This is a genomic window from Neisseria sp. P0001.S005 (assembly GCF_051963715.1).
Map to the genome: position 1 here is coordinate 35577 of NZ_JBQCTZ010000004.1, position 23559 is coordinate 59135.

22 protein-coding genes are annotated in these 23559 nt (G+C 46.4%); all 22 read right to left on the reverse strand.

Annotated features, from left to right (window positions below; all coding sequences use genetic code 11):
- Positions 1-541 precede the first annotated feature (541 nt).
- Positions 542-1606: a relaxase/mobilization nuclease domain-containing protein gene (locus tag ACTHSP_RS01415; protein WP_049351090.1), complete on the reverse strand. Its 1065-nt coding sequence runs from the start codon at positions 1604-1606 to the stop codon at positions 542-544.
- Positions 1607-1616: 10 nt separating this feature from the next.
- Entirely contained in the window at positions 1617-2132 is a 516-nt protein-coding gene (gene mobC, locus ACTHSP_RS01420; protein WP_049351089.1) for a plasmid mobilization relaxosome protein MobC, read from the reverse strand.
- Between the two features lie 62 nt (positions 2133-2194).
- Complete coding sequence (locus tag ACTHSP_RS01425) at positions 2195-3559, reverse strand: hypothetical protein (protein ID WP_049351088.1); 1365 nt, start codon at positions 3557-3559, stop codon at positions 2195-2197.
- Positions 3560-3628: 69 nt separating this feature from the next.
- The gene (locus ACTHSP_RS01430) at positions 3629-6064 is read right to left on the reverse strand and encodes an LPD7 domain-containing protein (RefSeq protein ID WP_440345493.1); all 2436 of its coding nucleotides are present in this window, start codon (positions 6062-6064) and stop codon (positions 3629-3631) included.
- 61 nt (positions 6065-6125) lie between these two features.
- Positions 6126-8138, reverse strand: a complete 2013-nt coding sequence (locus ACTHSP_RS01435) for a type IV secretory system conjugative DNA transfer family protein (RefSeq protein ID WP_049351087.1) — start codon at positions 8136-8138, stop codon at positions 6126-6128.
- 70 nt (positions 8139-8208) lie between these two features.
- Positions 8209-8577, reverse strand: a complete 369-nt coding sequence (locus ACTHSP_RS01440) for a single-stranded DNA-binding protein (RefSeq protein WP_049323733.1) — start codon at positions 8575-8577, stop codon at positions 8209-8211.
- Between the two features lie 9 nt (positions 8578-8586).
- The gene (locus tag ACTHSP_RS01445; RefSeq protein WP_049351086.1) at positions 8587-9714 is read right to left on the reverse strand and encodes an ATPase, T2SS/T4P/T4SS family; all 1128 of its coding nucleotides are present in this window, start codon (positions 9712-9714) and stop codon (positions 8587-8589) included.
- A 54-nt stretch (positions 9715-9768) separates the two neighbouring features.
- Entirely contained in the window at positions 9769-11091 is a 1323-nt protein-coding gene (gene virB10 / locus ACTHSP_RS01450; RefSeq protein ID WP_053090729.1) for a type IV secretion system protein VirB10, read from the reverse strand.
- Positions 11088-11921 (reverse strand): P-type conjugative transfer protein VirB9, encoded by an 834-nt coding sequence (gene virB9 / locus ACTHSP_RS01455; RefSeq protein WP_065425730.1) that lies wholly within the window; start codon positions 11919-11921, stop codon positions 11088-11090. The genes virB10 and virB9 overlap by 4 nt, the downstream gene beginning before the upstream one ends.
- 27 nt (positions 11922-11948) lie before the next feature.
- On the reverse strand, positions 11949-12653 hold the full coding sequence (locus ACTHSP_RS01460) for a virB8 family protein (protein ID WP_152333322.1): 705 nt from the start codon (positions 12651-12653) through the stop codon (positions 11949-11951).
- Between the two features lie 192 nt (positions 12654-12845).
- Positions 12846-13340: a hypothetical protein gene (locus ACTHSP_RS01465; RefSeq protein WP_049323729.1), complete on the reverse strand. Its 495-nt coding sequence runs from the start codon at positions 13338-13340 to the stop codon at positions 12846-12848.
- Positions 13341-13358: 18 nt separating this feature from the next.
- Entirely contained in the window at positions 13359-13550 is a 192-nt protein-coding gene (locus tag ACTHSP_RS01470; RefSeq protein WP_152333321.1) for a hypothetical protein, read from the reverse strand.
- 23 nt (positions 13551-13573) lie between these two features.
- On the reverse strand, positions 13574-14488 hold the full coding sequence (locus ACTHSP_RS01475; protein ID WP_049351082.1) for a type IV secretion system protein: 915 nt from the start codon (positions 14486-14488) through the stop codon (positions 13574-13576).
- Between the two features lie 62 nt (positions 14489-14550).
- On the reverse strand, positions 14551-15255 hold the full coding sequence (locus tag ACTHSP_RS01480) for a type IV secretion system protein (protein WP_049351081.1): 705 nt from the start codon (positions 15253-15255) through the stop codon (positions 14551-14553).
- 49 nt (positions 15256-15304) lie between these two features.
- Positions 15305-17719, reverse strand: coding sequence for a TraG/VirB4 family ATPase (locus ACTHSP_RS01485; RefSeq protein ID WP_049351080.1), 2415 nt, complete (start codon positions 17717-17719; stop codon positions 15305-15307).
- The gene (locus ACTHSP_RS01490; RefSeq protein ID WP_049351095.1) at positions 17619-18053 is read right to left on the reverse strand and encodes a VirB3 family type IV secretion system protein; all 435 of its coding nucleotides are present in this window, start codon (positions 18051-18053) and stop codon (positions 17619-17621) included. The genes ACTHSP_RS01485 and ACTHSP_RS01490 overlap by 101 nt, the downstream gene beginning before the upstream one ends.
- A gap of 22 nt (positions 18054-18075) precedes the next feature.
- Positions 18076-18387 carry a hypothetical protein gene (locus ACTHSP_RS01495; RefSeq protein ID WP_250591381.1) on the reverse strand — a complete coding sequence of 104 codons (312 nt, stop codon included), beginning with the start codon at positions 18385-18387 and terminating at the stop codon, positions 18076-18078.
- A gap of 67 nt (positions 18388-18454) precedes the next feature.
- The gene (locus tag ACTHSP_RS01500) at positions 18455-19138 is read right to left on the reverse strand and encodes a lytic transglycosylase domain-containing protein (protein ID WP_318250377.1); all 684 of its coding nucleotides are present in this window, start codon (positions 19136-19138) and stop codon (positions 18455-18457) included.
- A gap of 633 nt (positions 19139-19771) precedes the next feature.
- Positions 19772-21025, reverse strand: coding sequence for an ABC transporter permease (locus ACTHSP_RS01505; RefSeq protein ID WP_440345494.1), 1254 nt, complete (start codon positions 21023-21025; stop codon positions 19772-19774).
- On the reverse strand, positions 21022-21936 hold the full coding sequence (locus ACTHSP_RS01510) for an ABC transporter ATP-binding protein (protein WP_440345495.1): 915 nt from the start codon (positions 21934-21936) through the stop codon (positions 21022-21024). The genes ACTHSP_RS01505 and ACTHSP_RS01510 overlap by 4 nt, the downstream gene beginning before the upstream one ends.
- A 28-nt stretch (positions 21937-21964) precedes the next feature.
- A complete protein-coding gene (locus tag ACTHSP_RS01515; RefSeq protein ID WP_049352417.1) occupies positions 21965-22708 on the reverse strand; it encodes an SH3 domain-containing protein in 744 nt (247 codons plus the stop codon).
- A gap of 80 nt (positions 22709-22788) precedes the next feature.
- Positions 22789-23559: BtrH N-terminal domain-containing protein (locus ACTHSP_RS01520; protein WP_440345496.1), on the reverse strand; the 771-nt coding region annotated here is incomplete at its 5' end.

A 23559-nucleotide genomic window follows, 5' to 3' on the forward strand; every position in this document is an offset into this window, starting at 1 on the left:
GTTTTCGAAGATAACTTCTTGATTCTGCATAAATTGCCTTTCAAAAAAGGCGTGAATACTTTACAACCTTTTATTCTTTTGATCTCCTACTTTGACAGACTTAATTTATAAAAATGTTCATTTAAAACATCAGTTTTACATTAAATATGTTTCAAAATGCTTGACCTTTGATTAAAAGCCCAAGTAGAATACGTTACTTATCAAACACAATTAGTAAATAACGTACTAGCAACTTAGGAAGTATTCACACCAACCTAGATGCTTTCTACTAATTAACAAGCTAACTCACCTGTTATAGATCAAGTTAATGTTCCAGCATTGAACTTGAATCCATAACGGGTATTTGACTTGCAACCTATATTAGTATGAAGCATGTTGACATAAATGTCAACAGGGTAGTAATTATATTTAGTGTGAATTTATATAAGTTGTTAATTCCAAAAGATATTTATTTTGGAATAATTTTTCTGCCTATTTTAGGTACAAAAAGCCCTGCGGCCATACAGACATCTGTATGGCCGCAGGGCTTTTACTTTATCGGTTAACGAGAGAGGTCGTTGTCTTGTTCAACATTTGATTGCTTGAAAGAGCGGGTTTCGTGTTGCATTTGAGGTCTGACCTTTTGATCGTATTCCCGTTGTGCTTTAGTGCTTAGAGGCTGTCCAACCATATCCTTAGCCAGTTTACTGATAAGCCGGGCTTCATTTTTGTGTCCCATCTTATATAGTTCCTTGGCTATAAGACCATATTCAGCCAATATGTAACCGCGTGTCTGCATGACCTTCTGAATGTAGGGATGTGTCGGACGTTCCAGGTTTTTGATTGCTTGGTTTAATTCTTCCAGCCGTTGCTTTTCGATGCGGGGTGTTGCACCACGTTCTTTCATGGCTCGCACTATGCCATTTTCAGCTTTGAGGATTTTTCCCCGGTGTTGCCGTTTAGTAGCCGCACACTCTACACCTTCCTCCCGGAGTTTTTCAGCAAAACGGACGCGCCATTCAAAAAGATCATTTTTACGCGGATTAAGCCGTTGCCCGTAGGTATCTCTCATCAATACACACAAATGTACATGGGGATGCTCAGGTTCGCCTTCTTTTTCGGATTCGTGATGTAAAGCGAAGAGATATTGATGGTCGGCAAACTGTTCGGCGGCAAAATTTCGGGCAGCATTCAATACTGCCTGTGGAGGTGTTCCGGCAGGCATGGATAGGACGATATTGAGGGCTTCCCGGTGTTTGCCTCTTTCGGGGATATTGAGTTTCTGCCAATCTTCTAGTTGCGATTTGACGGCTCTTTTACCGTTTAATTTTTCACCGGAGTGATTTTCGACAGTAATTTTACCGTTGCGTGAAATGTAGTCCAAATGGTTCCGTATGCCCTGCATACCATTGGAGTTTCGACTTAGCCTTTTAGGGATTTTAACCATGACTTCGGGGTGTTTTTTAGCCGCCGCCGTCAGGTTGGCCAAACCGCTGCCGGATTTGAGTGGGATGCGGGTATTTCCCCTGTGTTTGGATTTGGGGACGGAAAGGCCGGTATCTTTGGCTCGGACGGAACGGGTTTTGTAGCCCAAGAACCAGTCGTCTATTTTGCGGTGCAGGGACACGGTTTTGCTCCTATTCGGACAGGCGTTTTCGGTTGATACGCAGTACATCGCCGACCCTTTGGGTGTGCTGTTTGATGTATTGGGACAGGGCTTTGATCTGCTCGGACGTGAGGGATGCGCTTTCACCCATATTGAGCTGTCGGGCGATTTGGTTGAGGTTGCGGCCTATACTTAAAAGCTGGTAGTTTGACTGGAAAAGCACTTCGACTTCGGCCGCCGTCAGCAGGGGATGCTTACGGACGTGCGACTGGACTATATCGCGTATGATGTCGTTCACGCTGCTTTTGTGCTTTTTGGCGGCGGCTTCGAGGTAGGCACGGTCTTTTTCGGGCAGGCGGACGGTAACGCGTTTGCTGCTTTTTGGGGGTGGAAGTCCGATCAATTCGGGTTTTTCCTTTTCAAGCTGCGCCTTCAAAAGCCGTTTTGCCATCCACGACACACTGGCTTTCCCATACCGTTGTTTTGCCAGTTGCGTAAGCTCTCTAATTTCTTCATGGGTTAAACCATAGACACTGATTTCAGGCATGGTTCTTTTCCTTAAAAAAACAAGGTCGTCTGAAACCATGTTTCAGACGACCTTTCTTATCATTATCGTCCGTAAAACAGTTCCTGTTGCTCAGGAGGCTGTTCCAGGTCTTTTTGTGTCGTCAGGCGGCCATATTGGGTCTGATAGAAATTCAGGCGTGCCTGCATCTGTGTTTGTTCGGGCAGGCCTTTAATCAGGTTTTCCATGCCTGCCTCTAAAATGCGGTGCTTTTTCTGCCCGTCTGCATTCATATCAGATAACCGCTTTTCGTACTGTCCTTGAACTGCCTGTAAACGTTCCTCAAGGGATTGTTGTATAACGGCTGTGTTTGAGCCTTTGATAGTTGGGGCAGGGCGGATCTGCTGTGGTACAGGGTGATGGCTGAGCCACGCGACGATGTTGCGATCTTCGTAATAAGGAATGGCAGGATCCAGCTTGGCGTATGTATCTGCAATATCGCAACCCAAGGCTGTGAAGGCAGTAGTACGGGGATTTTTGTAACCGGTGCCAATATAGCCGGAAGGTTTCATGGTCTTGTCGCGCAACCGTTCTGTAAACTGTTCCAGTTCAGTCAACCGTTGCATCGTATGTTTCTCCCCGTATCCGTTGACTTCACCACCATTGATTTTGTCCATAAATGCTTCCATACGAACATAGGGAATACCGGCTTTTTCCAATATAGCTATTCGTTCGGCAATTTTTTCGGATTGTTTGGCGATGGCCGCATCCAGCGAATCAGCCGCATTCTGCCAGCCGCGATTGAAGGCTTGAAGGTCTTCACCTTTGAGACCGAAATCAGGCATTGTGGGTAGCTGAGGAGGACGTTTCACAGATATTTCAGGTAACTTTTCTGCCGGTTCTTGTACCGGCCGGGTTTCGTTTTTTTCTGCTACCGCCTCTTGTTTGGTTTCGTTTTCACGTTCTTGACGGTGCAGGGCAAGGATATGGTTATAGGTGTCGCGGAATTTGGCGAACTGTTCGCCTTTTACGCCTTGCAGGTAGGCATAGCCGAACTGCTGCTTGTCTTTATCCCATATGATGCGTGCTTTCTCTACGCCGCTGACGAAAAAGCGGTTCGGGAATTTGCGCCATTGGGTAATTTCGCCGGACTCAATCATCGGTATTAAAAACGCAGGGATGTCGGCATTGTTCACGCGGTCGATGGCCGCCTGTTCACGTTCGATGGCGCGCAGGGTCTTCTCAATTTCCTTGTCCGCCGTCCGCAAACCGTCGTTCTGGCGTTCCCAGCGGTTCAATGTTGCCTGTCCGTTGCGCTTGTCGTTGAGCGGTTGTCCGTTCGCACTGCGAACGTCGTCGAAATGGTTTTGCAGCCGTTGGTCGAACGCCGCCTGTTTCTTTGCCAGCGACTGTTGCAGGATTTTTATTCTCCTGCTGCCCGCAGGTTGCTTGTTTTCATTCTCTGCCATATTGCCTCCAAGAAAGAAAACAGCCTGAAACCGCAGGGTTTCAGGCTGTAAGGTAAACCGTCAGAAAAATCAGCGGCCAAGTTCCACTTCAGGCTCTTTGGAGCGGCCGTGCTCATGCTGCCGATCGTTCTGCCGTGCCTGCTCCGGCGACGGAATCTGAATCGGATCGGGCAGTTTCAGCTTCGTTCCGTGCATATTTTGGGCGGTATGCTCGTAGTAGTTTCTCAAGGCTTTTGTGCGTACATCACCTTCCAGCCCGCGTATTGAATCCATCACACCGCGTTCATACATTGCCAGTTTCTTTTGATTGGGCTTACTCAACTTTTGTGCTTTCTGCATATAATGATCTTTCGCCGCAACAAAGCCTGTATTCAACGCAGTCGCCTTCATATCATCAGTCTGATGCACAACTTCGGCGGGAACTTCTTCCCGACCAATGGAATGAACCGGTACGTCAATATCGGTATCAGCTCGTGGAGAAGCATTGATTGTACTGTCGGATGGCAGTGTGCTTTGCGCTTTCAGTCGATCAGCGGCAGACAGCATGGCAGCATCGGACTGGGTATGGATGCGCTCTTCACGTTCAACCTCGGGTTTAAGCTGTTCCTGCTCCTGTGTAGGCTTCCCCGTTTCGCTTTGAGAGTTACCCTGTTCTGTTCGTTTGTGAGGCTCTTGTCTTGGCTGTTCCTTTTCTACTTCCGGTTGTCGTCTTTCCTGCTCACGCACCATCTCCGGTGTAATGCCGTTTTGCGCGTAACGTTCCCGCAACGCTTCCACTCGCTGCAAATCAGCGGCAGTCGGATTGTAGCCACTGGTACGGATACCCTGGGCGGCAGCTTCAATAAACATTGCCTGACGGAAATCTTTACTGCCCGACAACTTGATGCTGTCCCAACCTTTGGCTTTGACAACTTCCAACATATCCTTGACTGTTTGCGGATCAGAAAGGGCTGTTTTTAACTGCTTGCCTTTATCTTCAAACAGCACTGTTTTGTGGTCTGAAACGGAATAGAATTTGCCCCCTACGGTGTGATAGCGAGTTTTGATATTTTCCGGAATGCGGTATTGCAGATCTAAAACTACTTTACGCGTTTCTTGGCTTTTTTCAGACAAGTTTGCAGTTTTGGGAGCTTCTGTTTCAGGTTCGGGTTGTTTTCCTGATTGCACCTTTTTCTCTGATTCTTGAGCAGGCTCCGAATGTTTAGTTTCAGAATGCTTGTGATCAGGTTGTTGTTCGGGCTTTGTGTTTTTTGAAGTTTCGGGTTCATTGACGTTCTGTCTGCGGCCATCAAATTCAATGCTGTTTGTTTCGGTGGCCAAAGTTGTCTGAATGTTCTCTTTGCTCTCGGAATTCATCGGGTTCTCCAAGTGTTTAGTTTCGGTACGGCTATCGTTGGCTTTATCTGCTCTTTCGCGCCATGCCTCCAATTCGTCAGCGATTGTCTGTTCTTGGCTGCTGATGTCGGGCTTTGGGACGAGATTGATACCTTCTTTAAAGGTTTGGCGGACAGCCTCTAAACCGGCCAGTTGGTGTAGATCGTTGAAATCACTCGGTAAAGGGGGACGGCCTTTTTCATCTACCCCTTTGCCTTTCTGATATTGTTGTATCTGCGTCATGGTAAATTCGGGCTGGATTGCCGTGGCACGATCGCCCAATAAAGCAACCGCCTGTCGTGCTTTTTTAATGCCGGTTTGTGAAGCATCATTATCAACTGCAACCACGACAGGTACGTTTTGAGGAAGATTTTGTGCCAGTCGTTCGGCAACGGCAACCATATTACCTGCATCAAAAGCAATGATGACGGGCTTGCCAGTGGCTTCGTAGATACTTGCCGCCGTAGCATATCCTTCCGCCATGACGACACCGACCTTTTCTACATCCTCAGCCTTACCGATAAAGGCATATGCTCCCTGAACCTGACCTCCTGCCAAGAAACGTTTACCGCCATCTTGGTTGATGGATTGCAGGTTGACGATCTCATTTTCGTACAGGACGGGGATAATCAGATTGTCGTTGTCCTTATATTCGTTTTGACGCAGACCGGCGATGGCATCCGGGTTGGTAATTCCTTTGGCAGCAAGATAGGGATGGTGCAAAGAGGCAGGTCGGCTGCTTTGCCATATCTTTTGTGCTGTGATTTTGACCTTTTGTTGTGTTTGTTGCCGTTCGCGTTCGGCAGCCAAACGTTTTGCTTCGGATTCTGCCTTACGACGTTCAAGCTCTTCCGCACTCGGCGGCGTATAAGGCTTGGTAGGCTGCCATCCGTTCTGCCGCGCCAACTTCCATACGGTTTCAATGTGCCACATTCCTGGCTTCAAGCTTTTCCAGGTCGATTTAGCATCACGAGCAGAATAACTATCGGCACGTTGAGACCATTCGTCCCAAAGGTCGTATCCGTTCTCACCCAGTTCATCTTTAACGGCTGCGCCAACCTGCCACCAGGTATCTCGGTCTTGTGAGTCGATATAACTCAAAGCACTGCGAATGTCGTCAATGTCGCTCATATCTTCAATTCCTTATAGACTGAAAAAAATAAAGCGGCCTGCATTTTGCAGACCGCTTCTCTTATGCTCCGGCTTGGACGTTATCACCTATGAACTGCTTGATAAATGGCAGTGAGTCTTCACCCCAATTTTCCAAAAGCACAGGCATCAGTTCATTGATATATTCCGGCGGGCTATCCGGCGGAATAATCGAGGATAGGATTGCACCGGCAATTTCTTCTGAGTTTGAAGCATCCTTCCAATGGAAACTATCCATCTCATCGGGAGAAACGAATGTTGCTTTAGATGCAGTGATGGGTGATCTAACATCGGTATGAATATCCAAAACCGGGATCTCCGGCAATTCCCAATTTGCCCGTTTAGCGAATACGGGGTCGGTGTAATATACGATTTTCTTGGCATAGATCGGACGGCTGTTACCCAAGCTGATGATACAGTCGCTTTTCGGCATTATCTTCAACTCGTCCGGATTCATCACTGCTCGGCGTTGATCACTGGTACTTGTGCTTCGACTTCCCCCTTTCCCTACTGACCGTGATGTAGATTTGGCTTTGTAAGTCTCGTAACCGATAAGTTTACTGTATTCATCAGCATCGCTTTGTTCTCGCGGTGGATAGACAATTTGACAGCCAAAGTTGGTGAAAAATGTGCGTGTTGCATCACGTCCATATAGATCAGTTACCTGAGATGGAGTTTGTATAATCAGCAGAAGACGCAGACCGTAACCGGCGATATACGAGACACCGTGCTGAATGGCTGGAATTACACCCAAGGCGGTAAATTCGTCCATCAATAGGCAACATTGGTATTTCAGCGCATCGGAATTGTTGGACGGCAAACCCTGCTCGACGTTTACTGTAATCAGTTGGCTGAAAAAAAGGTTCGTCAGTCGTGAAAATACGGCTGTTTCAGTCGGAACAATACCGATATAAACCGTCATCCGTTTTTTGCGTACTTCATCCAAGTAAAAATCGTCGCCACTTGTTGCCGCTTCGACTACCGGGTCAATGAAAATACCCAAAGGCGCAATCAGTGTCGCCAAAATGTCTGCCCCCGTTTTGGCGTTACCGTTGGCAAAGCCCATCAGTAGGCTGCGGCAGTTTTGGCTCAACTTTGTATGTGGCTGTTGTTCGCGCAATGTCATTTCATCTTTAATCCACTCTGCCAACGTTCTACCATCCGATGGGGTCGTCAAACGGAACAGGTTGGCCAACGTGGTTTTGTTTTCAGGTAAAGATAAGTCGCGCTCCGATTCCGTCTCAACCATGTAGAGCAACAGACCGGCAAACAGGTTTTGTGCAGATTCCTGGAAAAAGGTCGCACTGCCGTTATCTTTAGACGGCTTTGGGTACATGATGGAAGCGATGTTTTTCACATCTTTGTAGGTATAGACGGGATTTCTGCGAATATAGGTACAAGGATTCCAACGGTGTGAAACCAAAGGCGCGTTCGGATTGCGTTCGTGTTCAGGCATTCTACCGGCCGGATTAAACAAAAATACTTCCTGCCCATGAGAAGACCGATAGCCACCTGAAATCAGGAAATTTTCCAGTTTCGGATCAAATACGACCATGCTGTCCCGGTAGTGAAGACAGTTTGGAATCACAATACCTACGCCTTTTCCTGACCGGGTAGGTGCGGCTAAATATAAAAATTCGTTACCTGACCAACGCAAATAATCGTTACCATATTTCCCAATCAGTAAATCCGGTTCCTCATCACCAGTAAATTTCTTTTTCAAAAGACCATGCTTTGTGATTTCCATACGATTGGCAAAGCGCGCCGATCCATGCAGTTCACGTTTTGGTTTCATCAGCATTGCTGCACAAATTATCACGGCAACTACAATTGGAATCAGAAGAGCAATAAAGACTGATACTTCAAAGGCCGTCTGAGCGCCAGGTCTCAACCGGTCGTAGTATTTCCAATAGTGGTACAACATGCTAACGGATGGCTCACTTTTTAAATTCAACCATGCCGTCATTACGATACTACCTAGGTACATGCCACCAGCAAAACTTATTGGAACAAAAATGCCCAGCATGGCTAACAGCCCAATTAACTTGTTTTTCATTCTCTAATGCCCCATAAAAAAATATAGCCCGCTTAAAGCGGGCATACGATTACAGCTTGAACTCAAAAACTTACAGATATTCCAAACCGGACACAGTTTCGTTTTGGTTTTTTGTATGAATAATCTGTATTTCTCCAGCCATAATCTCATACACAGTCTTCTCAACACCGTGATGTTCGTAACGGCGTGATTGCAACTTACCTGCAACCCACAAACAATCACCTTTCTTCATGTAGCGACAAACTGTTTCTGCCTGTTTGCCGTACAACACAACATTAAACCATTCGATTCGTTCACGTTGCTCGTTACTGGCTTTGTCACGCCATTTTTCTGTATAGGCTAGTGAAATACTGCTTACAGGCGTTTGATTGGGCAGATAACGCAATTCCGGGTCTTTTCCCAAATTACCCATTACTTCAATACGGTTTAGGTATGGCATATTTCTTCCTTAAACTCGGCCACGCATGGCATAAAATTTTTCAACCGGGTCAAAATACAGTTCGGTCATATGAGTCTTTTCAAAATAGGCAACAACATCAATACTGGATTTAACCGAGTTGAGGATATAGTCGTAATCCATTGTCCGGCCAGTTGCCGATTCTTTCGCCAGTTGGGCGATACGGTAATGGACGCTCCGTGCATCATTGGCATGGACGGACATTAGGCCGCCCGGATGGCCTGTATTTAAGAGCGAGATATAATCCCAAGCCTCGTCGCCACGCAGCTCAGTCAGGAAAACGCGGTCGGGTTTTAAACGCATACAGGCGGCAATCAGCATTTTTGCCGTGATATGGCCTTTGTAAAAGAGGTGGGCATGATTAAGGTGCATGGGCAAGTCAAGCTCATGCGTGTCTTCCAGCGTAATAATACGGGTTTCTGCCGGTACCAAATCGGACAGGGCTTTAGTGAAGGTCGTCTTACCGGAGCCGGTGCCACCGACCATACAGATATTGAGTTTGTGTTTAATGGCCAAAGCAAAAAAGGCGTTCATATTACGGTTTGCCTTGTGATCCAACATCTCATATTGCCAAGGTGCAAGTTGTACGTCATGTGGCAACTTCATCTTGTCAGAAATATCCCGAAAATATTTGTGGTCTATTTCCATTTCGCCAAAATTGAGGTCGTCTGAAGCTCCAAAGGCAGATACATCTTGAAAACGGGAAACACGATCCGTCTGTATGTAATCGTCTAATGTAAAACGTGTCTGCGACGGTTTACGGAAAGCATAGACGATAGTTTTGTCTTCACAGGACGGCGGTATCATGATGTGGCCGCGTTCGCCGTCAGGCAGAGTAACGGAGTGGATAGGTTGCTCCATACTGATGTGTTTGCTGTTATAGGTACATAACGCCGTAGCAAGCTGAGTCAAAATCGGCAGTGTCAGTCGGTCGTCTTCAATCCGCTCAAAACCGGCCGAGGTTTCCAAAAAAACTTCGCGTTCCCGGTTAATCAGTACTTCGGTTACGCCTTCTCGGTTGAGATAATCGTCCAAACCTGTTTTGGCCATCAAGTTGCGGACAACCGCATCTGAATGGATAGATGCCTGCCCGTGAAAGGTTGTCGGGTTTTGTGTCATTTGGAATTAGGCTTTCATAAAAAAACCTGCCCCCGGAGGGGCAGGCCGTCTGAATCAGTATCCGTAAGGATTAACCAACTCATATACTTTGCTGAAATCAACATCCCGGGCAACCATGATGTTAATCAGTGAGCCCTGATTAATCGTACCGGTTGGCGGAATATTGATACTGTTTTTCAAGGCTTCGGTTGCCATCTGTTGCGCGGCCTCGCTCGTATTTTCATACGAGATGTGATTATTATTGCCCGAAGTTCGATTTTGGCGATTACCAACAGCATCACCAATATCACCAATCAAGCTAATCATAATAGAACCGCCGAAACGTTTCCAAAAATGGTATTTAACATAAGCAGCATGACCACTTTCACCCAAAGCCCCTGCACCTGGACTCGCTAGTGGCACTTTTACGCCAGTCGGCGTTTCCAGCTCATTCCATAACACGAAGACTCGTGCTTGTCCTTGCAACAAGGCGGAAGTTTGTTCACCGATGATTTTACTGCCACGTTCGATCAGAAGGGTTTGTCCATTAGCGGAATATACATCTTTCGATACGATACACCGGGTAAATCCAGGCTGGGTTGTTACTATCTTGGTATCCAATCCGCAAGGGATATTCGTTCCTTTGGCCAGCAGATATGTCAAATCTCCACGTTGTTGTGCTTGGGCTGAAGCTGTTACAGTTGCATTCAGTCGCGAACCAAAACTGCCCCCACCTCCCTGTGTAGCACCACCTCCATCCTCACCCCCAAAGAAACTTGGAGGGCTACCTGTATTCAGTTGTGCGCTACTTTCAGATGAAGTGCTGCCCAAGTCAGAGATACTACTATCGAACTTAACTAAAACATTACCACTCATTTTGCGGTCTTTAGGGGTTTGAGAAGGCGTAGTTTCAGATGGTGTGGCTTGAACAGTGCCATCGTAGGGTACTTGCTCCACCGGTTGAACAGTAGGTTGAACTGCACCCGTTTGGACTTGTGAAGCCACTTCCGGTTGAGGCTCGGAAGCACCCTCATCCGGAACGGGATCTGAAGCGGCTTGTTGATCCATCAGAGCAATTTCCGCTTTATCCTGGGCAAAGTTTTTACTCCCTGTTACTTCAGGAGCAGAAGCAGTCTTTGGTTGAGAATCTTCCGCTTCTTCATCCCCACCCGTCATCCCGATCAGTCCCGATACGATGACACCTACCGCAAGAATGCCTACTCCTGCTAAAGCGACCTTACGCATATTATTAGGTGTAGCAGTATTTAGATTCAGTGGTATGCCGGGTTCGATTTTATCGTTCTGAACAGATTGGGATAGGGCTTCAGGCTTTGTAAAATCACCGTTTTCTACGGTATTAGGCTTAGTTTTTCGTTTGAATTTGTCGAAGAATTTCATCTGCCTTCCTTCTCTCTACTAATACGGACAAAATCATGATTGCCGGTGCCGGTTCGATTAAACGTGCCTTGTTCATCGAAGCTACGATTTTCCAAACCAAGCACAGATTTTCCGAGGCGCAAAACAAAATGTTTTGCAGTTTCATGGATTACCACGGTATCGCCCTCCACATGGCTGTTAAGCAACATTTCTGTACCGTCAGCCATAACTTTGTAAATCAGTGGCAGTTCTCGACCGTTATCAAAGCTGAAATAAGTAAAGCGGCCATTATCGTAGGCCGCTGTCGGTGCTAGTGCTTTATTGCCCTTACCCCAATAGTTGTAATTGTGCTGAACACTGGATCGATGCCTTGTTCCTTTGATTTTTTCCAAAGCCTTAGCCTGTTTCTGAGCTTCGGCACGCGCTTTATATTCCGCAGTATCAGGATAGACAAATCGAAGTAAATAAGTCGGCTTTTGCACATATTTGCCGTTTTTCTTGCCGGTTAGCGACAAATCGAAGGCATATGTTCGTTTTTTGTTAGTTGTAATCAACATATTTGTGGCTGGAGCGGAAGCAACCGGCTTCATATAGAGATTGTTACCTCGAACTGCCAAATTCCAGGCTTCTGTATCACCCATACCCAAGCCGCTTGTATCACCAGTCAGCAATTCACCGTCTTCAAGTTGGATTAAAACAGCTTCTCCAATACGAGCATGAACATGAATAACATCATCGGGATTGTACACAACGGTTTGGATGCGGCCGTCTTTAGCCGACCCTTTGGGAACAGATACCGCTCCGGATACGGCAGGTAAAAGTCCCATCAGCAGTAATGCTGTCAGTTTCATTTTTACATTCATCGTTAACCCTTTCTGTTATGGCGCGGTTTCCGGATCGACGCGATAACTTTTGACAATAAAGCCCAATGGATTGATACGGCGGGCTTCCTCACTCATAGGTTGGTTCGCATATTCGTAGCCGATAGTTGCGATCATGTTTTGAACTGGAATTTCCTGATTTAAATCTCCTGAAATCGGAACCATGCGTTTTTCAAAACGGATTTGCGCGGTACTACCAATAAAAGTCACGGCTTTCACTTTGGCGACTACCTTGTATTGGTTTTTTAATACCTTATGCGGAGCTTGCGGATTGTCGTTATAGATTTTTGAAAATGCTGCCTGAATCTCAGGTGAACTCATCAACATAACCGCATCGTAGTTATCCTGAATTGTTACCCAGTCATAGCTTTCACGAAGTTGGACGTAACGTGTCAACCAGTGTTTATCCATGACTTCGCCGTATGACTGTTCCTGATTTTTCATCATCGTTACAATTTCCGTTTGTCCGGTGTTGTTATCGACCTTGATTACATAAGGCCGTGTCTCTTTTAAAGGTGTCAGACCTGCTACTGCTCCAACTGCCAAGCCTGTGATCAAGAGACACGCACCACTGATGCGCCATGCAATTTTTGCTGATTTATGAACACGCACAATTTCTGCGCTTTCAAAACCTTTTGCGGCATTAATAAACTCAATAGCCATTTTGTTATTGCTGGCTTTTTGTGAATTGTCAGGCATCATTTATCCTCTTGCTTGAATAGTTGAATTAATCGGAAAAGGCGTACCGTGAGGTTGAGGAGGCTTTTTTCCGGAACATGCACAAAGTGCGATAGAAAGGGAGAGAAGAAGGATGGTTTTCACGGGAATTTCCTTGATTTATGAATCGATAAGCCCAAAAAAAACACCCCGATTGGGGTGTTCTTCACAGATAGATTAATAGGTTGTTGCGTGATATTGCGTTTTTTGAATATTGAAACGATTATCATCGGTTAGAGAAAGAGTTGTACGAAAGTTGTCAATTTTGACTTTCTCTTTAGGAGGTATGTGGATGTCGGTTGATACTGCCGACACATAATAACCCTGTTTGTCATAAATAGGAACGGACACATTAACCACAATCAGACGATTGGTTTTGTTTAAAGCCTCACCAGTAAAGGTTATATCTGCCTGTGGAATCGCCCCCTTATAACTGCCACCTCTTTGGACAACAAGCATTTTCAAGTTTTTTAATTCGTATTGAGCTGTCGATTTACTGCCTAAAGACAAAGTGTCTTTAGCTTGCCCTGCTCCCGAACCGGCCATACCTGAATTAATGCCCGCCAAAGTACCGTTGATGGCGCTGAGGCCGTCAGTCAGTTCAGCACAGGCACTCAAGCCCAAACTCAGGGCTGTTATAGCAGCAAATTTAGTAATCTTGCGATAATCCATATTTAAACCCTTAGAGTATTAATCATCAAAACGAACCGGTACTGGTCGGTCAAGCAGTTTAAAAAATAATCCAAAAATCGATAAACCGATACATAGCCCGGCTAATCTGGCCAAAGAACTTTCCATCAAGTTGCCGAACATACCGATAAACATCAATGTGCTCACAGAAAGCAACAACATCCACCAAAGCATTTTAGTTACGAAAGTCATAATCATATTCTCCTAAAATTGGATTATTCCTTTTTGACTTTCCCGCCACCGGGAAGTTCCACACCTTTTGCCCATCTTGCCACAGACATAACGGTTCGACTGAAACCGTTTACAGATGCCCCACCCGTTAAAGCGGAAGAAATCGAAGGAATACTCCAGGCAACCAAAATAAAAATTGTTGTTGATAGGAAAAAGAGCGGAATCAAACCGACTACCTGAGCAACTGATCCGATCTCTCCAACTACTGCTCTTTCTAATTGGTTCTTGAAAAAATCATTCTGCAATGCACCTAGAATAACGTAAAACACTACTGTAACTGAGTAATTAAGGATTTGTCCTATCCAATTCATGCCCCACTGCCGTGTTGCAGGAAACAACATTGAACCTATAAACATAGGTCCGATGACGATTACCATCGCCAATGATAGTTTGGCAATTAGGTAATAAGCAAATGTAATGAGAAAGAACAAATAAGCCAATATAACAGCAACCGTACCACCAATATAAAGCATCAGCTTATCTGATACTTGTAGCATATCCAAAGAAGAGGCATACGCAAAAATATTCTCCATCATCTTTAAGATATTGTTGCTTTGGGTATCCAACGCGCTTGCAGTATAGGTTGAAGTCCCCAACAATCCACTCAGATTTTCGGGCAACATCCACATGATATTGGCGAGTTTCTGATACTGACTGGAATTGAACGCAAAAGCGATAATTAGCAACCAGCCGATCATGCGCTTACCCAAATCCACGACATTTTCATCAAACCCCCGTTTGTAATAGTCAAACGCGATCAACAGGATATAAATCCCAAAGCCGATTTGAAAAACCGGAGCAATACCGCTGATCATGTTGTTTGATTTTTGGAACAGATTAGTTCCCATACCGTTTAGTAGAAAGTTGGCGAGTTCGGAAAAATAAGAAGTTGTTTCCATAATTTGCCCTATTTTATTTAGTGCTGCATTCGCTTACTCCCGAATGCAGCACAATAAAGCTACTACTGATTGCAGACCGCATAGTTGCGATCACGGATATGACGTGCCATACATTCTTCACGGGAAGCATACTGGCGCTGTTCGATTTCTTGTTGTCGTTTATACAACCGATCGAGCATATCCAGCTTGGTTTGATTGTTGGCGATTTTTGCCTGTTCCACAGAAATACGGTTTTGCAGATCAGTAGCGGCTTTGATGTCTTGTGTATTGTTGACTTCGTCCATCAAGCGCGACAGAGATTTAAGTTGTGTCTCCATCGAGTTAAAGACTTTTTCCATCTCCTTCATGTTATGCACAGCCATTCGTTGCGCCGTTTCAGGGTTATAAGCCTTACTATTAATTACAGACTTATAGTCGATATTTTTTGCGCCTTTATAAATCTCGCTCCACTCGGACGGAATTTGGTCTTTGAGCGTATCCTTCAAAAGATTGCCCATATTGCGCGAACCTGTCATCGCTTTAAACTGTTTAACCTGTTGTTCGTACTGCTGTTTCATTTGTGCGAGTTGCTTAGCCATCTCCATCATCTGCTGAATGAAGTTTTGGGCGCGTTGAGCTGCTGCTGCACCATCAACTACCGGAATACCACTAGCTGTAACTGCTAAAGGCATAGCTGCTAAACTCGTAACAAGAAGAGCCATAGCGGATAATTTCTTCAGATTCAATTTCATCATAAGTTCCTTGTTGAAAGCCGCATCAAGCGGCAAAAAAAAGGCCGTTTGAAATTCAAACAGCCTTCGTTAAATTAAAAGAATATTATGCGGCTCGCACATTTTTCTTCTCTGCACGGCGTTCTCGCAGGGTTTCAAGAAATGGGCGATACCAAACATCCGGATTTTCACTGCCAACATCTTCCATAATTTGATGCAACAACTCAACGTTATCAGATGAACCTGACAGGAAAGCCATTTCATCATGAAAACCGTACAAATCCAGCATGGCAAAAGCCGATTGTTTCGACTGCTTAACCAAGAATGTGCGACTTTCCAACGAGAGTTTGGAAAGTTCCTCAAACTCTTTTAGCGTCAGGCCACAACGTTCGTAGCTGTTTTCAAATTCGGCATCAGGATTCGGCAGAAAGATTTTAGTTGGCGTTTGTTGCACAATCGCCGGGAAAATAGGACAAGAAATTGCATCTTCCGGTGATTGCGACACCAAAATCAACCAGCCGCCGCGTTTACGGTCGGTTTTCAGAATCTTGAGCATGATGTCCTGCAATGCCTCAAAACGTGCCGCATACCAAAATTCTTCAATGATGGAAGCGAGAATGCCGTCTTCTTTAGCAACTTTGTCCATCATGATATTTCTCAGGTGGAACATATACGCTAAAACCGGAGCGGTCGGCGGATAGTCGTCCTTCAGAATATCGGTCAGGTCAAATCCAACACGGAAGAACTTTTCAGCATCAAACATGTTTGTTGGGTTGTCCAGGCACCATGAGAACCGTCCACCTTCACTTTCACACCATTTAGAAAGGCGCATACGAAGTGAGTTAGGATCAGGAACAACAGGGATGCTTTGCAGTAGATGACTAAACCGGCGGTTTTCATAATCCATACTGAACAAGGTATCGACAGCAGCCTGAATCTCTTTTTCTTCCGTAGCCGTCAATTTGCCGTTCTCGTCCGCTCCACACATACCGACCAAGCTGTACAGGAATTCACGATTTGAAGGTGTATCAGGCAGTTGAAAAGGATTTAACCCGGTAGGCACACCTGCTTCTAAGGCAAAATAAGAACCACCGATGGCGCGGATAAAGATTTCCATACCTCTGTCCAAGTCCATCACAAACATATAAGGATTGAAGCGTTCTGTGAACGCCATCATTGATGTTTGCAAAGTGGTTTTACCCGTACCGGTTGCACCCAACATCAGTGTGTGTCCGGCGATTTTCTCACCAAGGTTGTCCTCCTTCAGATTTGAGAAATGGAAGTTGAAATCGTAAATCGTCTTGGATGTGGTTTGCAGCGGCATAATTGCTGAGCCGTCACCAATCGGATTGCCCTGTTTTTTACCGTGCGAGTAGTTGTGTATGCCGAAGGTTGTCGCAAAGTTTGTTGTCGTTTTCGGGAAAGAGCGAGGTCTTTCCTTACTGCCCGGCACCTGACTGAAAAATGTCGCCGGAGCAGACAGCCCAGCCTTGGTAAAGCGGTAGCCACCCGCATTCAGGAATGTGGAATAAGCACGCGCACCGTTTGCCGCCGCCTCTTCCGCCGTCTTACCGTACACAACCAACGCCGCATGATAGTCGCCGAACATAAGTTCGCCCGATACCAGCAAGCCCTGACCTTCTTCCAGCTCTTCCTGTTGCGCGGTCGCTTTGTCATTGACCGATGTCAGATTGTTCAACTGTTTCTTAATTTCGCCCTGCATATCATACGGATTGATGAACACAAGGCTTTGAGTGAATGTGAACTCACAAGGCAAGCGCAAGATTGATGTCAAGATTTTAGGTTTACTAATCCCAAAGTCTTTCAGATCGAACATTTGTGCAAACTTACGAGTCCCGTTTTGGGAACGAATTTCGCACAAATCCGAGCCAAAATGCAGATTAGCTCCTGGAATAGTCTGATAAGCATCAACGAAAGACAAAGGAATCTCTTCCCGTGTTCCATTAATTAGGCTACCAAAAAACGAGTACACCTCCGAGAAGGCAACACCGTTTTCATTCTTATAGGCAGTCAAAAGATACGGATCGTATGGTTCGAGTGAACGCATCAGAATCTGAATTTGCTCCTCTGCTTCTTTAATACCTGCTTCCAAATAGTCGTTCTTAATCAAAACCGTCAAATGGAACACGTTTTCAAAATAATCCGCTTCCTGAAAGCGTTTCAGATACTTGTCAGCAAACTGCTGACAGAAAGCCGTCTGAAACTTGTACTCACGGTCAAAGACAATCTTTTGGCGTTGCAGCGTTCCCCACACCGCCAAACGGTTGCCCAAGGTTTTGCCCATACCGGCGAGCAGGTTGCGTAACGATACAAACTGCGTGAACAGGTGCTTGTCGTCCACACCGTCAAACGGCAGGCCTTCCATGCGGATAACGAAGGCGTGATGTCCAGTTTTGTAATTAACGATGTTGTTTGTAACGTGTTGGCAGATTTTCGGTAGAAAATCCGACTGTGCCGGTTGCGCTTTTAGAGCGTTGCTCAAAAAATCGCTGATAATCACTTTGTTGTCTCCCGAATTTTGTAGCGAGAATGGTATTGGTGCCGTTGAACATTTTGGCGTTTCTGCGACGTAAGAAGTATTTTGTTTCATAGAAATAAATTCTTAGGGCTTGATCGTCGTTAACGCAGATGGTGCGGAAGAAAGCCAAAATTGGAAAAGGCAACAGTAGAAAAAACAATGCCTTCCCTTGGAGGAAAGGCATTGAGAGCATTGCAGTCATCATTCCTACAAATATGCAGGCTACAACCGCTGGAAGGGGAATACCCCAAAGCATAGCCTGACGACTTAAACCGTTGAATGTTGCCTGCTCTGTATGAATATCTTCTTTTTTCATAAAGTTAACCAGTTCAATCAACTTACAAGCTAATAGAGCCACCTTTGGTAAACAAGTAGGTTGCAAATACGATTGCACCACCAGCAACGAAAGTTAATAAACTTGTTTCTAAAAAATCAGACCACGTTTTACGACCGGCCTTGATTTGAAAAACAGTCCAAAGTAAGACAGCACCGGCAAGAACACCTACCAATGTATACATACCTGCCCTGATATTTGTGGCTATTGTTGTAACTTCATTAAACCCATCTGCGAGTGTCATTTGCGCAACCGTTAACAAGGCAACTGTTGCAACTGTTTGTGTATTGGTTACAGCTTTTTTGATGTAATTCATCATCATTTCCTTTTTAAAAGACAAAAAAAACCGCATTTAGCGGTAAGTAAGAATTGCCCGAAGGCAGTTAAAACTCTTTAAATACATCCCATTCCGCGTATCGTTTGACGGGTGTTTGGGCTGCTACTTTGACTATGTTTTCAGACGAGCTATCAGATCGGGCAACAGCAGGTATAGGCTTCGGCTTAAAATGCTGAACAGAGTGTGATGCCAAAACTGTACGATTGCCGCTCAATCGTGCGTAACGTTCTTTCACATTGCGAACGTAGTGCTGCGTTTCCCGATAAGGCGGAATGCCACCATATTTCCTGACAGCTCCCTCACCGGCGTTATACCCAGCCAGTACCAAATCAATATTGCAACCATGTGGGCTGGATTTGTCAGGAAAGTGGTTACATAAAAAACGCAGGTAACGTGTACCCGCGATGATGTTTTGTTCCGGATCGTAGAGATGTTTTGGATTCACCCCCATTCTTGCGGCCGTCGGCGGTATAACCTGTAACAAACCTCTGGCGTTTTTATTAGATATTGCGAAACGATTACCTGAGCTTTCCCGTCCCATAACCGCCCATACAATGTTTTTGTCCAAACGCTGTAATGCTGCATGCTTTTCAACTAATGCAGCGTATTGAGGGTATGGAGCATCGGCAATCGCTGATGTTTGGTAAAAAGCAAAGAGTGATGTTGTCAATATCAATATTCTCTTCATGTTTTTTTCACACCCCATTTCTAGGCAGGGGACACCTGCCAATCGTTTACATAACGGATACGGCCGCCCTTAATTGAGTGATACCGTGTTCCATAAACATACACTTTCAGACGACCGTCAGACATAGTTTTCAACACGTTGCAATACATCAAGTAATCAATCCGAGACCGACTATTTAATGAATGCATACATTCAAGAAGATGCGAACCGTTCCAACCATCGGGTTGTTCGTTACGAATTGTTCTACCCATTATTTTTCCTTTATTTATTCTGAAAAGAAAAAACGAAAATCAAAGCAAATTGAGTAAAAATGCTTGGATTTTCGTTCTGTGGTATGTGTCTAGTTTGTGCCGAGATAAGGCAAGATTAAACTGTATCAGATTGAAGGTGCTGGCCTCAACTCTTTTTAGAAACAATTAGTTATATTTTATTATTTGGACTTTTAATCCGTTGGTCGAGCGTTCGAATCGCTCACGACCCACCAAATATGAAAACCTGCTTTGAAAAAAGCAGGTTTTTTTACGTTTGGATTTTAAGATTTTGTTGAGCATATTTTGTTATTAAAACAATACATAGCACATCAAGCATCAGGTCGTCTGAAAGATATTTTCAGACGGCCTGAAGTTTTATAGGAATGATTTTGAGAAATAAGCTTTCTACCTGGCAGACAAACGTTTAAAACCTAACCTGCGTCTGCAACTGCCTACGATAAACCAATACGGCAGCAGTCAGCGTGGCAAAAGAGAATGCAGACAATAAAAGCAGATAACGGCCGATTCCGTCCAGTCCGCTGCGGTTGAGCAGCAATTCCTGAAAAGCCTTCAAGCCCCAAGCCATTGGGGAAATCCAAGTGAGTTGCTGCATGGTTTCGGGCATGACGTGGGCGGGCACCATAATGCCGCCGATTGCCGCCATCAGGATAATGCCGCCACCACCAAGGACGACGGCGTGTTCGGTGGATTTGGCGCAGACGCTGATTAACAGCGCGTAGCCGAGTGCGGCGGCGCTAACGGCGGCGGACAGCAGCGCGTAGGGAACAAGGCTGCCGTTGAGTATGAGGGCGGGCACGCCGATTTCGGGCAGTAGGTAGCGGCCGAGCAGCAGCATTCCGACAAACTGAAGTTGGTTAATCAGGAAATAGGGGATGAGTTTGGCGGCAATCAGGCCGGACGCGGAGGCGCGGGCGAGACTCAGGCGGGTGATGGTGTTGGTCTGGCGTTCCAGCGCCATGACGTTCGACAGCGGTATCATGATGAAAAACATACCGAAAATCAACCATGCGGGAACGCTGTGCTGTACGGCGTTGGGTTTTTCCACCGTGCCGCTGCCTGCGCTCAGGTAGTGTTCTTCCAGCATTTTTTTATCTAAAAAGCTGCGCACGGCGGCGAATTGTTCGTCGTTTTTTTCATCGACTTTTTTCTGGATGTCTTTGCGGATGGAGCGGGGCAGTTTTTTATTGTCGATTTTGATGCCGTCGTTGTTGTCGAAATAGGCGTCCAGCCGCGTTTGGGTATAGTGTTGCTGCAAAACGCCTTTGACCGCTGCCAGCCATGAAGGCTCGGTATCGGGCGGTACATAGATTGGCAAGGCTTTGTTGTCGGCGATTTTGTCGGAAGAGGCGTTCGGGTTGTGCAGCACCAGTTGGAAACGCTTGTTGTGCAGGCCGTTTTGCGCGTCGGTTAGTTTTTCAGACGGCATCAGTGTGACATGGATTTGTTCTTTTTTCAGCGCAGCGGCTAGTGCGGTATTGACACTGTCGTCTGCCGCACCGACCAGCGCGATGCGGCTGTCGGTGTGCGGGTCTTGGTCGCGGCTCAGCGCCAACGACATAATCAGCATGAAGGCGATGGGCATCACAAACAACACGGCCAAACCGTGCAGGTCGCGGCAGAGCAATTTGAGTTCTTTGAGGAGGGAGGAAGTCGTCATTGTGGATTTTGCTTATCTGTTGCCGGTTCGTCTTTGCGCAGGAAATCGAGGTAAAACGTTTCCAGCGAACCGTGTCCCTGCTGGAAGTAGCGGATTTGCGCGCCGCTTTGTTGCAGGGTGGTGTAAACGGCGGCGGCATCGTGCGCCGTTTCCATCATACCGCGGCTGTCCACTTGCTTGGCACCCAAAGCGGTCAGCGTTTGAGGTGGCAGTGGTGGTTCGACGGTAAAACGCACGACACCGGTTTGCGTACTTAAAAGCTCGTCCAAACCGCCGTGATACACCAGTTTGCCGTGTTGCAGCAGCGCGATTTTGCCGCAAAGCTGCTCGATTTCCGACAGATAGTGCGAGGTGTAAACCACCGTTACCCCCTGCCGCGTCAAATCTGCCACGCTGTCGAGGATAAAGCGGCGCGACTGCGGGTCGATGCCGACCGTGATTTCGTCTAGGAACACCAGTTGCGGCGTGTTAATCAGGCCGATGGCAAAATTCAGACGGCGTTTAAGCCCGCCCGAAAGATGCTTCGCCGCCTTGTTTTTATGGGCGGTCAGGTCGGTCTGTTCCAACAGCGCATTCAGACGGCCTTTGTCGCGCACTTTGTAAAGCGAAGCGAAAAACAGCAAGTTGTCCCACACAGAAAGCTGCGGATAAAACGCAAAATCCTGCGGCACCAAACCGATTTTCTGCCGCTCGCTGCGGCTCAACAGGCGCAACGGTTTGCCGTCAAATAAAATTTCGTCCTGCCGTACTTCCTGCAAGCCTGCCAAAAGCGACATCAGCGTTGTTTTCCCCGCACCGTTGTGGCCGAGCAGCCCCAAACATTCGCCGTCGGCAATATCGAACGACACATTGTCCAGCGCGGCGGTTTCGGTTTTGGGATAACGGTGGGAGAGGGATTGGATTTGAATCATGGTTTCAGACGACCTTTTCGAGCGATATTTATATCGCAGCACCCCATAAATAACGGCGCTGGAATTTACCGTCCTTAAATATAAAGCAGACATCGAAAGGATTGCCGTCCGAACCTTGTCTGCCGAACAGATAAAGTGTCTTATCGCTGTGGCGGTAATAGGCTTTCCAGCCGTGATATACATTGCTGCCGCGTGCGGTAGCGGCAAAATCGGGCGAGAACAGTCCTTGCAGTTCGGCAGCGGGAACCGCTTGACCGTTTAGCGTGATACGTTCAAGCGCGAACACGCTTTTGGGAATCATAGAGTCCATGCCATAGAACGGCTTGCCTTGATAGAGACGCGCAGTGAAGTTGTCTTTGCTGATACTGGAGAAATCACTGCGTTTTAGATGGAGGCGGCGTGCAGCGATGCGTACTGTTTGTCCGTTGCCGGACAAAGTCAGCGTATCGTCGCGATCGGATTGTTCACGCAGTCGGACGAAGTTTTTGTCGGAGGCGGGAAATATCAGACGACTGTAATGGATAAAGCCAAAATTGTCGGCACTTGCCTGTTGTAGCTGAACAAAACAGAAGTCCGACCTGTTTTCACTGAGTTCTTCTATACATTCCAACGGTGTGCCGTTGGGAATTTTTGCCAAGACTTTGGCATTCAAATCGGGTCTTTTGCGCAAGTTGGTGTGTCCGTCGGCATCATGAACCAAAGCAAAGCCGTCCGGCGGCGCGGCATAGGTTAAGGCAGAACACAATAATAAGACAGTAGCTAGGTAACGCATTTTTAATTTCTTTTAGTTTTCAGACGGCCTGAATGTCAAAATAATCCACGGTAGATTAATCTGGATCGAATAAATCCTGATTATTTCAATAATCCGCGCCACAATGCTTCTTCATTATCCGCAATTTTGCGCAGAAATTCGGCAATGTTGCGGCAACCGTTTTCGGATGGTTTTTTGCACTGTTTCACGCACATTGCTGCGAATTGACGCCATTGGTCGCCGATGGCGGTCATTTGTTCTGAGGCCGTCTGAAATGCAGGTTCGTTGCAGATATGGGCGGCCTGTTCGAGGAAGTAGGCGTAGATGTAGCGGAAACCTGCGCCGCCGGTACCGATTTCTTCCTGCATCCGCACCAAATGGCCGAGAAACAGTTTTTGGTATTTCTCATTTTGTTTGGCGGGCAGGGATTCGATTTTTTTGGCCAGCGTGCGGATGCCTTTTACGCCGATGAAAAAGACCGGTGTGAGCATTTGTTTGGCGTTTTTGCGGATGGCTTTGCGGATGATGGCGGGCAAGTCGGCCTGAACTTTTTCAGACGACCTGTCGTTTTCCAGCGTGTACATCATGCCTTTTGCCGCCAATACACCTTTGGCGAAGCGCGCCTGCTGCAAATCTTCGGCGGCGCAGCGCTGCACGGTTTCAAATACGGGGTCGCTGATCAGGTAGTCGCCGCCGTCTTTGCCGTATACCAAGAGATTGTGTGCGTTGAAATGGAAACGCATTTGCGGCGGGAAATACGGCAGCCAGAAGACGGAGGTTTGCAAACCTGCCAGCTTGCCTGAGGACAGCGCGGCATCCAATGCGGCTTGTCCGCTTTGTGCGTCGGAAAATTTGCGGACGGATAATTTCAG